The 13,015-nt window shown below is 43.8% G+C and carries 13 protein-coding genes; 9 read left to right on the plus strand and 4 right to left on the minus strand.

Translation table 11 applies throughout. From position 1 onward, the window contains the following. Nucleotides 1-17: 17 nt before the first annotated feature. Together L2747_RS05540 and L2747_RS05545 are read right to left on the minus strand one after the other, a co-directional pair. Nucleotides 18-554, minus strand: coding sequence for a protein tyrosine phosphatase family protein (locus L2747_RS05540; protein WP_248998093.1), 537 nt, complete (start codon nucleotides 552-554; stop codon nucleotides 18-20). A gap of 106 nt (nucleotides 555-660) precedes the next feature. Further along, nucleotides 661-1,122, minus strand: coding sequence for a NanQ anomerase/TabA/YiaL family protein (locus tag L2747_RS05545; RefSeq protein ID WP_248998094.1), 462 nt, complete (start codon nucleotides 1,120-1,122; stop codon nucleotides 661-663). A gap of 200 nt (nucleotides 1,123-1,322) precedes the next feature. Here L2747_RS05545 and L2747_RS05550 point away from each other — a divergent pair, with 200 nt between their 5' ends. The 3 genes from L2747_RS05550 (at nucleotide 1,323) to L2747_RS05560 (ending at nucleotide 4,203) form a co-directional block, all read left to right on the plus strand. Continuing rightward, the gene (locus L2747_RS05550; RefSeq protein ID WP_248998095.1) at nucleotides 1,323-2,378 is read left to right on the plus strand and encodes a patatin-like phospholipase family protein; all 1,056 of its coding nucleotides are present in this window, start codon (nucleotides 1,323-1,325) and stop codon (nucleotides 2,376-2,378) included. A gap of 176 nt (nucleotides 2,379-2,554) precedes the next feature. Continuing rightward, nucleotides 2,555-3,148, plus strand: coding sequence for an LON peptidase substrate-binding domain-containing protein (locus L2747_RS05555; RefSeq protein ID WP_248998096.1), 594 nt, complete (start codon nucleotides 2,555-2,557; stop codon nucleotides 3,146-3,148). Between the two features lie 122 nt (nucleotides 3,149-3,270). Next, nucleotides 3,271-4,203, plus strand: coding sequence for a pseudouridine synthase (locus L2747_RS05560; protein WP_248998097.1), 933 nt, complete (start codon nucleotides 3,271-3,273; stop codon nucleotides 4,201-4,203). A gap of 78 nt (nucleotides 4,204-4,281) precedes the next feature. On the opposite strand, the gene L2747_RS05565 is transcribed toward L2747_RS05560, so the two are convergent. After that, nucleotides 4,282-6,171 (minus strand): alkaline phosphatase D family protein, encoded by a 1,890-nt coding sequence (locus L2747_RS05565; protein WP_248998098.1) that lies wholly within the window; start codon nucleotides 6,169-6,171, stop codon nucleotides 4,282-4,284. A 108-nt stretch (nucleotides 6,172-6,279) separates the two neighbouring features. On the opposite strand from L2747_RS05565, the gene L2747_RS05570 reads away from it, so the two are divergent. The 4 genes from L2747_RS05570 (at nucleotide 6,280) to L2747_RS05585 (ending at nucleotide 10,277) form a co-directional block, all read left to right on the plus strand. Next, a complete protein-coding gene (locus L2747_RS05570; protein ID WP_248998099.1) occupies nucleotides 6,280-7,233 on the plus strand; it encodes a dTDP-4-dehydrorhamnose reductase family protein in 954 nt (317 codons plus the stop codon). Between the two features lie 52 nt (nucleotides 7,234-7,285). Continuing rightward, a complete protein-coding gene (locus L2747_RS05575; RefSeq protein ID WP_248998100.1) occupies nucleotides 7,286-8,590 on the plus strand; it encodes a sensor histidine kinase in 1,305 nt (434 codons plus the stop codon). After that, nucleotides 8,590-9,153, plus strand: coding sequence for a response regulator transcription factor (locus L2747_RS05580; protein ID WP_248998101.1), 564 nt, complete (start codon nucleotides 8,590-8,592; stop codon nucleotides 9,151-9,153). The genes L2747_RS05575 and L2747_RS05580 overlap by 1 nt, the downstream gene beginning before the upstream one ends. A 146-nt stretch (nucleotides 9,154-9,299) precedes the next feature. After that, nucleotides 9,300-10,277 (plus strand): sensor domain-containing diguanylate cyclase, encoded by a 978-nt coding sequence (locus L2747_RS05585; protein ID WP_248998102.1) that lies wholly within the window; start codon nucleotides 9,300-9,302, stop codon nucleotides 10,275-10,277. 63 nt (nucleotides 10,278-10,340) lie between these two features. Here L2747_RS05585 and L2747_RS05590 read toward each other — a convergent pair whose 3' ends face one another. Next, nucleotides 10,341-11,252 (minus strand): LysR family transcriptional regulator, encoded by a 912-nt coding sequence (locus tag L2747_RS05590; RefSeq protein WP_248998103.1) that lies wholly within the window; start codon nucleotides 11,250-11,252, stop codon nucleotides 10,341-10,343. Between the two features lie 74 nt (nucleotides 11,253-11,326). Between L2747_RS05590 and L2747_RS05595 the strand changes: the two genes are divergently transcribed. Together L2747_RS05595 and L2747_RS05600 are read left to right on the plus strand one after the other, a co-directional pair. Next, a complete protein-coding gene (locus tag L2747_RS05595; protein ID WP_248998104.1) occupies nucleotides 11,327-11,758 on the plus strand; it encodes a VOC family protein in 432 nt (143 codons plus the stop codon). After that, nucleotides 11,755-12,849 carry an alkene reductase gene (locus tag L2747_RS05600; protein WP_248998105.1) on the plus strand — a complete coding sequence of 365 codons (1,095 nt, stop codon included), beginning with the start codon at nucleotides 11,755-11,757 and terminating at the stop codon, nucleotides 12,847-12,849. Before L2747_RS05595 ends, L2747_RS05600 begins: the two co-directional genes overlap by 4 nt. Nucleotides 12,850-13,015: the final 166 nt, after the last annotated feature.

Raw genomic sequence — 13,015 nt, forward strand, 5'->3', positions numbered from 1 at the left:
AGCTTGGTAAACCAAGTCTATTGGGCTATGTCAGACTTTACCTGCTCAATCAGAACTTGCCATTGAGGGTATTCTTGTAAGCTTGTCGAAAGCTCTCCCCATGGTGCCATGACTTGTTGCTGGTAAGCCTTAGAATCACTCTGGCCGCGTGTTAACTGATACAAATAATAGAAGGCTGACGCTCTATAATTGGCAGCGCAATGCACTAAAATTTGTTTGTCTTGGTTAGCGTCCATAATGGCAAAAAACTGCTGAACATTTGCAACTGTAGGCTGTTTCCAGTCCACATCAATCTGCGCGTAATCCATACCTGCCTGCTTAACTAGTTCAGCTTCATTGGCATAGCCCATCTGATTATCTTTAGGGATTAAGTTAATCACTAGCTCTACACCAGACTCTTGAAGTGCTTTGAATTGAGATTGCGTAGGTAAGCCAGCAGTGATGACTCTATCGCTATTAAACTGAACATCTTTAACTTGCTGTAACGCATCCGGTGTTATCGCTGCAAATGCCAAAGGGCTAAGCAAGCTTGTTAGCAATAAAATAAAGCGCATCTTGGTTTCCTTTTATGTAATCAATATCAACGGGTATAAGAGTAAGACTTAATGCATAAGTTCAGATGCAGAACAGATAGTTAGTCTTAATACTTAGACTTAATCGTTAGACTTTGACTTTTATCACGACTTTACGCACTTGGCTGGCATTATCGCCCGTACCAGGCATATGAATATCATCCGGGAAAAACAAGGCAAACATACCGGCTTTTAGGGGAATAAATGCCGCATCATCTTTGTTGGATTCATAGTCGTAGTTAGCGTAGTCATGTTCAGCAAAATAAGCTTTAGACGGTGTTTGGTTTACCAGTGGCAGGTAACCAAACTCTTCTTCTCCGCTGACAACATATTGCACATCAATGTATTGCTGGTGGACTTCAAAGGGCTGCTGCTCTTTAGGTTGTGTTTGGTAGTCATTAACAATCACAAATAGATCTTTGCCTTCTAGTTCGTACTTACCGGTTTCTAGTTGACTAAAGTCAGTGGTTGCCAGGTGTTCTAGTGCTCTAGCAATACGTGGATTAATGGCTTTGTAAATGTCGCGGTTAGCTAAAGTATCAACAATCATGATGTTTACTCAAAATAATGCCTAGTGACTTTGGGTCAGCGGGAACGATTAGACGTAGACAAACCAGTGAGATTTGTCATTTATGTTGGCAAGTGTAGCGCTAACTTATCTTTGACGAAACAAGAGTTACTCATCTTATTGCCTGAGTCAGCATACAAGTTTAGGCTAAGGGCATTGAAGTTGAGTATTTAAGGATTCATGTGTCTTCATTACGATTTATCGCAGGCCCTAAAGCTTATAAAACGCTGAGCGAAAATGCCTTTAAACCTGAGCTATTTACTCAGCTACTCGCAGCATCTGGTGGTCCTAAGTGGATAGGCATTGCGGCGTTAGATCGGTATTTGTTTACTGAGTTTTTTAAAGACTTGAACCAACCTCTACATACGTTAGGCGCTTCGTCAGGTGCATGGCGCTTAGCTTGTTTAGCGCAAAGTAATCCAAATGCGGCTTATGACCGATTAGAAGAGCTGTATATAGGTCAACGCTATGATACTAAGCCAACGAGTGTGCAAATCTCTGCTCAGGTCAGCGGTATTATCACTGGGCTATTAGGTAGCACTGGAGCCAAAGAGGTGATTGGGCACCAACACATAAATAGCCATTACATTGCATGTAAGGGGCGCCACTTTAATCGCATGGGCAGCCGCGCTGGTCTCGGTGTGGGGCTCACTGCGGCTGCGATGACCAACCTTGTTAATCGCAAGAGTTTATCTTTGCATTTTACGCGCTGTGTATTTGGTGTTGAGCAGCAACTATCGCCTTTTGCAAAGCTTACCGATCTGCCGAGTCAGTATTACTCTTTAACGCAAGCAAACATTCATCAAGTGTTATTAGCTACCGGTTCAATCCCTTTAGTACTGGCGCCTGTTACTGAGATTAACGGCGCACCGAAAGGGCATTATTATGATGGCGGCATTACCGATTACCACTTTGATTTGCCACTTGATCACAGTAAAGGGCTGACCTTGTACCCACATTTTTACCCGAGAATGTCACCGGGCTGGTTTGATAAATCTTTGTCGTGGCGCTTTGCTAAGCATAATTATGACAATGCCCTTATCTTAGCGCCGACCGATGCTTACCTGCAGAGTTTGCCTTATAACAAATTGCCAGATAGAGAAGATTTTACCCAATTAGATAGTGATAGCCGAATTAAATATTGGCGCCAATCAGCAGTGATGAGCCAAGTGTTAGCTGATGATTTTGCCAATGTTATTGCAAAGGGGAGTCTGCTTGATAGGTTGGAACATTTATAATTTAACTGCTTACTATTGTAATAAATCCCCCTTAAACCCTGTCTAATAATTGAACTGCTCAGGTGTTTGGCTTGCTGGCTGAAATTGGTTCAGCTGCTACACTTTAGCTTTACTTAAGTTACTACTTGAGCATAGCCAAAATGATACAGCCTACCTAGTTAAGGGGGGAGGTGATTATGCAAACACAAGAAATGGCGTTATTAACACACGACACCTTGTTGTTACCTGAAGGTCGGGTAGAGATCAGGGTGATCGATCCGCGTTACTTAAGCATGATTGCAGAGATCCTTAAAGGGCATTACTCGTTGGTATTTGGTATGAGCAAGGCTAACAGTGAGCTACCTTGCTATGAGATGGCAACTCAATGTGAAATCATCGACTTTAATCAACTTGATGATGAGTCATTAGGTATAGTACTCGAAGGTAAGCAGCGAGTAAGGGTGCTTTCAGCGGCGCAGCGCCGTGATGGAGTGTGGATAAGCCGAGTACTTCGTAGTCATAATTGGCAGCAAGAACCTATCTATGGTGAGTTTGAGTTAATTAGCGCTGCGTTAGAGCAGTTTTATGAGGTTAACCCAGACCTATTCGGCCTATATGAAAATGATGTTCATCTTGAAGATGCATCGTGGGTTAGTCAGCGTTGGCTTGAAGTGTTACCGCTTTATAACCAAGATAAGCTGCGCTTGATGAACCAGCCTAACTGCCATAAAACCATGAACTTTGTGCTTGAACTGATTAAATCGCACGCTAGAGATAATCAATACTCTTGAGACTACCTAATTAGGCCGTTTTCTCGATCCTGGCAATTTATGATAAGCCTATTTTGACAATAGACAGGCGTTTGCTACAGTAGCGCCACTTTTGTTTTGACCTTATCTGATAATCGAGTCCTATGAGCTCTTCTGTACGCGCCGCCCAGGCTTCTTACGTTGTACTATCTGAAACCGTCACTGATAAACCGACAGTGTTGAGCTTTTTAGTGAGCCAATTTCCAGCCATTACAGCTGCTGTTTGGCAACAGCGTATTGTTGATGGCAAAGTACATTGGCGTGACGGTAGCTTGGTTACTCTAGAGTCGCAATTTATTCCTCGCGAACGTGTTTACTATTACCGAGAAGTCGCCCAAGAAAGCCTCATTCCTTTTAAAGAGCAATTACTGCAACAAACTGATGAATTTATGTTGGTGTTTAAGCCACACTTTCTAGCGGTCAATCCTAGTGGCAACTTCGTCAATGAGTGCTTAGTGAATCGTTTACGTCTAAAAACCAATAATCAGCAAATAGTTGCTGCTCACCGTCTAGACCGAGCCACAGCCGGTGTTATGTTGCTTAGTGTTAATGCGCAAACACGTCATGAGTATCATGAGCTTTTTAAGTCTGGAAATATTAGTAAGACTTATCAAGCCATTGCGTCTTTATCGGCCGAAGTAAAGCAACTGCTAGAGCAAACTGAATTGCCGTTGCAATGGACAGTGAAAAACCGCATAGCCAAAACCATTCCTAGTTTTAGAATGTGTGTCGCTGAGGGCGAGGCAAACAGCCATTCAGAAATTCGTTTGATTGAAGTATTTGATGGATATGGGTTATTTGAACTAGAGCCTGTAACAGGCAGAACTCATCAATTGCGAGTACATATGATGAGTCTGGGGATGTCGATTGTTAACGACAGGTTGTACCCAGAGTTACTCGATAAAGCTGATGATGATTTTGATAAGCCGCTAAAATTGATGGCAAGACGTCTATGCTTTATCGACCCCATAAGTCGTAAGCAAATCGATGTGAGCTGTGATGGCTTTAACCTACAAGATGAAGTAAAAAACCTATAAATATTATTACTGACTCTTTGATAGCTTTATTCTTGCTAGGTCCTAGGATCTCAAATCTGCTTTTCCTAGGCCTATGATCTAATGTCTTGGCGGTAAAAACTCAGTTTCAGTCATATCACCATGCAGTACCGCAACTTTAGTCGGCGCGCCGCTTGGGGCAATTTCTACAATGCCAATGCCGCTTTTATTGACTAGGCGTTTACTGCGTTCGCCATTAGGGCGGCGACCTCTGATCGACATGCGTTTACGCTTGGTGAAGAAGTTAAGCGGTGAAAAATGGCCGTAAAGCCAACCGTTTAGCTTATCAAAAACTGGTAATAGCTTTTCTGGGAACTGGTTTTTAAAGCCACTACAAGTAATTTGATAGATCTGCGGCCCGCCATGACGAAAACGAATACTGACATCGTAGCTAAATGAATAGTGCACATCGCCGGACAAAATAATAAATTGCTCAGGTGTTTTTCTATGCTGGAAAATACTCAGTAGCGTATTTGCCGTGCCAGGGTGTGCCATCCAGTTCTCGGCGTCCACTAATAACGAGCCGCCGCATAAGGTTGCCATTCGTTGTACGGTTTCAATCAGTTTGACGCCATACATTGGTGCTGCAGATACAATAATCACATTGGGCTGGTTAACGAGTTCTGCCTGAAACTCCATCAGCGCTTCCCAGTCCATTAATCCAGACGGCTTACCTAAGTTAGACTCGCTACGCCAGCGACGGGTACGAGTATCTAGCACCAGCAGTTTTGGCGTGGTTTGCAAGCTGTAATGCCAATGTTCAAACGCCAATAATTTTTCTATCAAGGCATCTTGCGCTGCTGGGTTTGGGGTTGCAAAGAATGCATCCAAATCTGGGGTAATTTCGCTATCAAAGCGAGCAGGGGCGTTGCCCAAACCTTGAAATACCGTATAGGCAATTAAAGCATTACCTATGATGCGTTTTGAAAACGCATGCTGATACGCTGCTAACTCCCACCTTGCGGTGAGATTCCAATCATCGGTGACGTCATGATCATCAAAAATCATATAAGTCGGTACATGCGCCATTAAGCGGCGTACTTGCTTGAGCCCTGCTTTAAATGCTAACAGATGGGTCCATTCGCGTTGCCACCTTTGGTTATGCGCCGCGCTAAGCCCGGGGACCTCTTTAGGTATGTCGATTAACTCCCATAGCTCTGGTGACCAATAAAGCAGATATAGCGCCATTAATTCATTGAGGCTAATTAAATGATTCTCAGCCAATGACGAGGTAAAAATAGGATGGTTGATATACCAACGCGTAATCGCTGTCTTAGCTTTATATTGGGTCTTTGGCAGCAGATGGAGGTGGCGCTTATACATGGCCTCAGGTTGATAATTTATCTGAGTTGAATCTGTAATTGGCGCATCCACAAACTGCTCTTGCTGTAGACCAAGTAACTTAATCACTTCGCCAATGGCATACAGCATAGGCCCCGCAATATCATCGACATAAACTTGGTCGCCACTCATCATTAGTAATGCTGGACGTTGGTTTATATCGGTACAGCTTGCTAGCTGTGTATCGGCAGCCACTAAGGCATCGCTACTGTGATGGTGGGCGTTACGGCATGAGCCATGTAATAACTTGTCGATGTGCGGTTTGACGATAAATTCGCCTGAAGACCGTTGTGGATAACTGAGTTCATCTACATCGGCGAACAGCGAACGCTCAGAATTGGACTCGAACAGCTCATACGTGAGTGGGGTATCTTTAGCTAACAGCGCCGCTTCTGAGACGCGAATTAAATACTGATATGCATGCAGGCCAAGGGGGATGCAGTGGATTTCGCTAGCATTTAACTCTCGGTCAAAATCAGCACCTAATATCGCCAAACGTAAACAAGATAAGCGCTCACGGCAAACAAACCACAGGGTAAAGTGTTGCTCATCGCAATGACGTAAAGTGGGCCCTGCAATGATGTGTGGAATAGGTTTAGCTGCTGGCATAAATCAGTTCTTTAGCAAAAAGTTATCTTTATCAAGAGTAAACCAGTGCTTAGAAGATGAAAAGCCCTTAAGCTAGATGGCAAAGTTTTGCACAAGGGAGCAGCTGTTATGGCGAAAATCATGGTTACTGGCGCGACAGGCTTATTAGGGCGTGCGTTGGTAAAGCAATTGCAACAAGTTAATGTACACCAAGTTATTGCGTGTGGTTATAGTCGTGTTGGCGAGGGGGAGTTTCAAGTTGATTTAACCCAGAATCAGCAAGTAACAGATTTTATTGCTCTGCATCAACCTGAAGTGATTGTGCATTGCGCTGCCGAACGCAGACCTGATATTTCAGAGCAAGATCCACAAGCTGCATTGGCGCTTAACGCGGATGCCACTCGTACTTTAGCCCAAGCCGCGCGCGATAATAGCGCTTGGTTACTGTATATCTCTACCGACTATGTGTTTGACGGCACGCAGCCTAAATACACTGAGAAAGCAGCCACTAATCCGGTTAATTTTTACGGTGAATCTAAGTTACTGGGTGAAAAGATCATTGGCGAAGTCGCTGCGCAATTTGCAGTACTACGCTTACCTATTCTTTACGGTGAGGTGCAAACCCTAGATGAGTCTGCTGTAACGGTATTGCTGCAAAGTCTGCAAGATGGCTTCAAGTCGAGCGTCGTCAAACCAGCGACTTTACCTGTGGATGACTGGGCAATAAGAAGCCCTACTTCGACTGAAGACATTGCATTAGCGATAGAGAAATTACTCAATCTGCAACTGGCTGGCGAGCCGATTACAGGGTATTACCACTTTAGTGCAGCGCAAACCATGACTAAATACCAGATGTTATTGCAGATGGCTAAAGTGCTGAATGTATCGACTGAGCACCTACAGCCTGTGACTTCCCCCACAGATAGCGCTAAACGCCCTAAAGACTGCACCTTAAGCTGTGAGCGACTTATGAGTTTAGGGATTAAAAGCACGCTACCTTTTGCAAGCGGCATAACCAAAGCATTACAGCAGTCGGTCGTTGTTCAACAATGGCTAAAGCAAATCGACGAACGCCAAGGTTAATGCTAAATATTAATGTTTAAAATCAATAACAATAGATTAAGAAAACCTTCTCATGCTAAACCTGCGCGTTAAAAATTTACTCATCCGCAATCTTGGTGCAGTCGATCAGTTGGCCCTATTAAGATTTGCTGGGCTGTTATTAAAAATTGGTCTGACATTTTTTGCGGCAGACACCTTTGGTTTGTCATTAACGAGCCCAGTGTTGTATTGGGGCATGAGCTTAGAAGCCTTGTATTTAGGTTTTACCTTTTGGCATCGTAGCGCTATCGCACGGTTAGGCTCAGGTTTATTTATCGTACTCTTGCTCGACACCCTATTTTGGATCTCTTGGCTATATTTCACCGGCGGGGCAACGAACGCTTTTATCTCGCTGTTGTTGTTGCCAACGGCAATCGCTGCGGTTGTATTGCCAACATGGGCGCCTTGGGTCTTAGCATTGATATCGACATTAGCTTATAGCCTGATGATTTTCTCCGTGCCTGAAAGCCAGATGAAACACCATGGCATGGACATGAGTTCTCACTATCTAGGCATGTGGTTTAACTTCTTAATCTCGTCATTAGTACTGACTACCAGTGTGGCCTATATCGCGCAGCGTATGCGCAAGCAAGAAGTCGAGCTGGGTTATATGCGTGAGGCACAATTACGCCAAGAGCGGTTAATTGCGCTAGGAACTGCATCGGCGCAAATGGCACATCAACTCGCAACACCATTAGCTAGCTTGCGTTTATTGGTCGATGAAGCCGTTGAGGATGCGGTAAGTGAGCAGCAAGTACTGCACGAGATGGATACTGCATTGGTGCGCTGTGAGCAAACGCTTAACTCTTTGCGCATGGCAACAGAATCTATTCGCCAACAAAGAAAAGCCTTAATGAGTGCCGAGCAACTCGCGGCGACGATTAAGCAGCAAGTGTTGCTGCTCATGCCTGAAATCAATTTAGAGTTGAGTTTAGCCCATGAGATTGATGAGTCTGAAAATGAGCGAATGATCCAAACCGATGCAAGTTTATTGCCTGCCTTATTAGCCTTAATTGAAAATGCCGGCAGTGCTAGTTTGGCTCACAGTGGCGAGTCGCGAGTATTGGTGTCGGTAAAGGTTGATGCTGGCAGTCACCGCTTGTGTATTTCGGTAAAAGATTTTGGCGCAGGGATCCCAAAAGAGATGCAGTTGCAGTTAGGCCATAAGTTGGTTGAAAGTGAGCGTGGTATGGGGATGGCACTCCTGTTAAGTAATGCCAGTTTCGAACGTTTAGGTGGTCAGTTATTACTGAGCAGTGCTAACGAAGGTGGGACGATTGCTAAAGTCTGTTTCCCAGTCAGTGAGTCTGTATCTGCCTCCCAAGTTGGAGCTGCATAATGACGACTACCACAGCAAAGAAGTTATTAATCATCGAAGATGATATCGCTTTAGCGAGCGTTTTGACTCGGCGGATGATCAAGCAAGGCTTTGAATGCCAGCAGTGCCATGATGCGACTCAAGGTTTATTAATCGCTAGGCAGTTTAGGCCGACGCATGTACTGCTTGATATGAAATTAGAGCAAGAGAATGGTTTGAAATTAATCTCGCCGCTAAGGCAGTTATTGCCCGATGTCACTATGGTGCTGTTAACTGGATATGCGAGCATTGCCACTGCAGTAGAGGCTATTCGTCTTGGAGCTGATAATTACTTGGCTAAACCTGTTGATACCCAGACCTTGCTCAGTGCGTTGTCAGTGACGCAGTTTGACTATGAGATAGAAACATTAACAGAGGAACCGTTATCGCCTAAGCGGTTAGAATGGGAGCATATACAACAAGTTCTTACCGCTAATAACGGCAATGTGTCTGCTACCGCAAGGCAGCTAGGAATGCACAGACGTACTTTACAACGTAAATTATTGAAAAAGCCTACTGCTGATCATCGAGAACCGAGTGTCTAGTAAGTTAAGATGAATCTAATGTCGCAGAAAATATAGTGTAGCTTTTTAAGGAGAGTATAGGCTTAAACAGTGTTTGGCTGCCGAAATCTAATGAACTAAAGTTATACTGTGTACATTGGCACCAATATTGGGATGGCCGTTTGACTATGGAAAATAAAACTGTATTTGCTACCGACTCTTTTTTGCTCGATAACCCTAATGATCTTATTTCGGTTGATAAGTGGCAGAAAACAGTAAACCTATTGGCTAAGATTTTTAATGCGCCAGCAGGTTTTCTTGTGCAATACACCACGGCAGGGTTCCAGGTGACCCTTGCAAGTCAGCAAGTCTCGAATCCTTATCCGGCGGGGGTAATCATTGAGCCTGAAGTTAATATTTTTTGCCGCAAAATAGTCGATACAGGTAAGCCCCTTTATGTTGGAAATGCCCCTTTAGATCCTTGCTGGGATACTAACCCTGAAGTGCATAATGATGGTTTTCGCTCGTATCTTGGGGTTCCTGTTTTTTGGCCATGTGGTACCCCTTTCGGCACGTTTTGCGTGATGGATTACCAGGCTACGAATTATGAAGCCACTTATCTTGAATTAATTACTCAGTTAAAGGACTTGCTAGAATCTGATTTAGCTTTGCTTGGTAGTTATGTTCAATTGCAGCAATTGGCAATAACTGATCCTTTATGTGAGGTCTATAACCGTCGGGGTTTTGATGTATTAGCGCAGCAAAGAATTGAGTTTGCGACTCGCACATCAAGCTTATTAGGGATGCTTTATCTGGATGTCGATCAGTTTAAACATATAAATGATCAATATGGACATGGCATTGGTGATGCAGTGTTAAAGACGGTTGCTAAAGTACTAACAGACCATACTCGCGAGGCCGATGTCATTGGGCGTTTAGGTGGTGATGAGTTCGTCGCTTTGATCGCAATTGAAGATGAGCAAGCATTGCTGTTGGTAAAACAGGAGCTTAGCGCTGCTTTTTCGGTTCAGCGTGAGGCGTTATCTTTACCGGATTTTTCTGTTTCAATCGGTGCCACGATTGTTGATAGCAATATCGACATAACCAATTTACTAGATAGAGCTGATCAAGACATGCTTAAGCGAAAGCAACGTCTAGCTGGATAACGGCTTGCGCTAAACAACCTTGCTCTATCGGTTGGTAACAGCCTAGCGCATTTGTACAAGTTACTAGATTAGTGGATATTGCTGGGTAAATTGCTGACATTTTTCCTTAAGAAAATCGATCACAGCCCTGACTTTATGGCTTGGGTAATCTGTTTGTAAGTACACTATTTGTAAAGGTATTTTAGTTGAGGCTTGCTCAGTAAAGAGTCGTTTGAGTTTGCCTTGATGTATTTCTTTAGCCACATCAAACCAACTTTTAAAAGCAATTCCTTTCCCTGCTAGCGCCCAATCTTTTATGACAGCGCCATCATTACTGCTTTTACATCCAATAAGCTCGACATGATAATCTGTATCTTGGCTCGAAAACGGCCATTTACTCCAAGGTTGGCCGCCTCTATTTAAGATTAAAGTCTTATGGTTAACCAGCTCTTTGGGCTGGTGTGGTTGTCCATACTGCTGAATATAGCTAGGCGCAGCAACGGCGACTCTTGGCATCATCGCTAATTGCCTGCGCATAAGGCCTGAGTCTTCTAGTTGACCATATCTCACAGCCAAATGGACGTTTTGACTAATCAGATCTGTCATCTGGTCGCCGAAATAGAGGCTGATGTTTAACTCCGGTGCACGCAGTGAAAATTCATCTAACCAAGGGCGTATGATATTACGCCCAAGATCTGACGGCAGCGCTATTCTTAGTTCTCCTTGTAGTTCGCCGCGATTATCCGCAAGTGCATTGCTGGCATTGTTTAGCAGAGTTAATGCTTGGCGACCTGAATCTATAAATAGTTGCCCCTCTTCAGTAAGAGTCATTTGCCGCGTTGATCTCGCAAATAACAAGCAATCTATTTTCTTTTCTAGCCTTTGCAATGCTGCGCTGGCAGCAGCGGGTGTCATGCCTTGTTCGCGTCCTGCGGCTGAAACGCTTTTTAGGTCAGCGATACGAATAGCTAGCTGTAGGTCATTGAGATGATACATATCAAATATTTTTTGAAAATGATTTTAATATTAGCCTAATTATCAAAACTTGTTAACAGGCGTAAGCTCGATTTATGTTTTCAATTGGAGCAATAGAGGCGATGGCTATTACGTTTAATCATCTCAATATATTGGCACCAGCAGGTAACCAATGTACGTCATTATTCATTGATGTTTTAGGACTTAATGTCGGCGAACGTCCTAATTTCCCTTTTAATGGGCACTGGCTCTATCAGAGCGAGCAAGCGCTTATCCATGTTGTTGAAGCAAACGATATCGAAGCGGAAGCCATAGGCCACATCGCCTTTGGTGTTGATATGAACTTGAAAGAGTTAACCGATAAACTGCAGCAAAAATCGCTGCCATATAGAATTCACCAAGTCCCGGATAGCGATGTTGTGCAAGTTTTCTTGCGTATGGGGGGATGGGTGTTGGAGCTGCAAACAATAGATCAATCCCAACAATACGCCTTTCCCATTTTTAGTCAGCTACAGGAGTTAGTATGAGCCTTTTTTCCCCGTATCAAAAACACGCCTTACACCTAAGAAATCGTATGGTAATGGCACCAATGACCCGTTCTCGAACTACGCAACCGGGTAATATCCCAAATGCTATGATGGCAACATATTACGCTCAAAGAGCGTCAGCAGGGTTAATCATCACTGAGGCAACACAGATTTCTGACGATAGCCAAGGCTACTCTTTTACTCCTGGTGTTTATACATCGGAGCAACAGGCTGGCTGGCAATTAGTGACTGATGCAGTGCATCAGGCTGGTGGAACAATCTTTAATCAGCTTTGGCATGTAGGCCGAGTATCGCATCCGGTATTTCAACAAGGACAAGCACCTATGGCACCGTCAGCGATTAAGCCTACAGATACGCGAGTTTGGTTGGTGGATGAGCAGCATCCCGACGGACAAATGGTTGAATGCTCTATACCTAGGGAAATGACTCAAGCAGATATCGACAGAGTTGTTAATGATTTTGCTAATGCTGCAAAAAATTCAGTAGATGCTGGTTTTGACGGGGTTGAGATCCATGGTGGAAATGGCTATTTAATCGATCAGTTTTTACGAACAAATTCAAACCACAGAGTTGATGCTTATGGGGGAACTCCCGCTAAAAGAGTGCGATTTTTAATCGAAACAGTCCGGGCGGTAAGTGCCAAAATAGGCGCTGATAGAGTCGGAGTGCGTTTAGCACCTTTTGTTACTTTTAAAGATATGGCTTGTCCTGAAATTGTAGAAACTATTTTACTAGCATCTCAGGAGCTAGAAAAGCTCGGTGTCGGCTATATTCACCTTTCAGAAGCTGATTGGGACGATGCACCGCAAATTCCCGAGTCGTTTCGTATAGCCTTACGTAAAGCTTATAGTGGTACGATTATTGTGGCTGGGCGTTATGATGTTATTCGTGCTGAAGAAATGATGGCTAATGGATATGCTGATTTAGTTGCCTTTGGGCGCGCATTTATTGCAAATCCAGATTTGCCTAGTCGATTGCAACAACAGCTACCGTTGGCTGACTTTGATAAAGGGCCACTTTTTGGTGGTGGGGCTGCGGGATACACGGATTACTCCAACTATCTAGATTAGTTTTATTCGTCAGTAGATAACAGGCGATAAATATTAGTTTAGAAATTTAAAGCTTAATCTATGGCTGCACCGGGTTAGTGGCGAATTTGGTGTTAAAGGTATGACGGGAAGTGAGTAGGTAAGACTAGTATAAACGTCAATAAATTACGTATGTACTAGTCTTACA

It is taken from the genome of Shewanella marinintestina (genome assembly GCF_023283845.1).
Taxonomy (GTDB): domain Bacteria; phylum Pseudomonadota; class Gammaproteobacteria; order Enterobacterales; family Shewanellaceae; genus Shewanella; species Shewanella marinintestina.

Excerpts from the sequence above, each read along its gene's own strand:
- L2747_RS05540 (WP_248998093.1), bottom strand. The coding sequence starts at position 554 with ATGCGCTTTATTTTATTGCTAACAAGCTTGCTTAGCCCTTTGGCATTT.
- L2747_RS05545 (WP_248998094.1), bottom strand. The coding sequence starts at position 1,122 with ATGATTGTTGATACTTTAGCTAACCGCGACATTTACAAAGCCATTAAT.
- L2747_RS05555 (WP_248998096.1), top strand. The coding sequence starts at position 2,555 with ATGCAAACACAAGAAATGGCGTTATTAACACACGACACCTTGTTGTTA.
- L2747_RS05560 (WP_248998097.1), top strand. The coding sequence starts at position 3,271 with ATGAGCTCTTCTGTACGCGCCGCCCAGGCTTCTTACGTTGTACTATCT.
- L2747_RS05565 (WP_248998098.1), bottom strand. The coding sequence starts at position 6,171 with ATGCCAGCAGCTAAACCTATTCCACACATCATTGCAGGGCCCACTTTA.
- L2747_RS05570 (WP_248998099.1), top strand. The coding sequence starts at position 6,280 with ATGGCGAAAATCATGGTTACTGGCGCGACAGGCTTATTAGGGCGTGCG.
- L2747_RS05575 (WP_248998100.1), top strand. The coding sequence starts at position 7,286 with ATGCTAAACCTGCGCGTTAAAAATTTACTCATCCGCAATCTTGGTGCA.
- L2747_RS05580 (WP_248998101.1), top strand. The coding sequence starts at position 8,590 with ATGACGACTACCACAGCAAAGAAGTTATTAATCATCGAAGATGATATC.
- L2747_RS05585 (WP_248998102.1), top strand. The coding sequence starts at position 9,300 with ATGGAAAATAAAACTGTATTTGCTACCGACTCTTTTTTGCTCGATAAC.
- L2747_RS05590 (WP_248998103.1), bottom strand. The coding sequence starts at position 11,252 with ATGTATCATCTCAATGACCTACAGCTAGCTATTCGTATCGCTGACCTA.
- L2747_RS05595 (WP_248998104.1), top strand. The coding sequence starts at position 11,327 with ATGTTTTCAATTGGAGCAATAGAGGCGATGGCTATTACGTTTAATCAT.
- L2747_RS05600 (WP_248998105.1), top strand. The coding sequence starts at position 11,755 with ATGAGCCTTTTTTCCCCGTATCAAAAACACGCCTTACACCTAAGAAAT.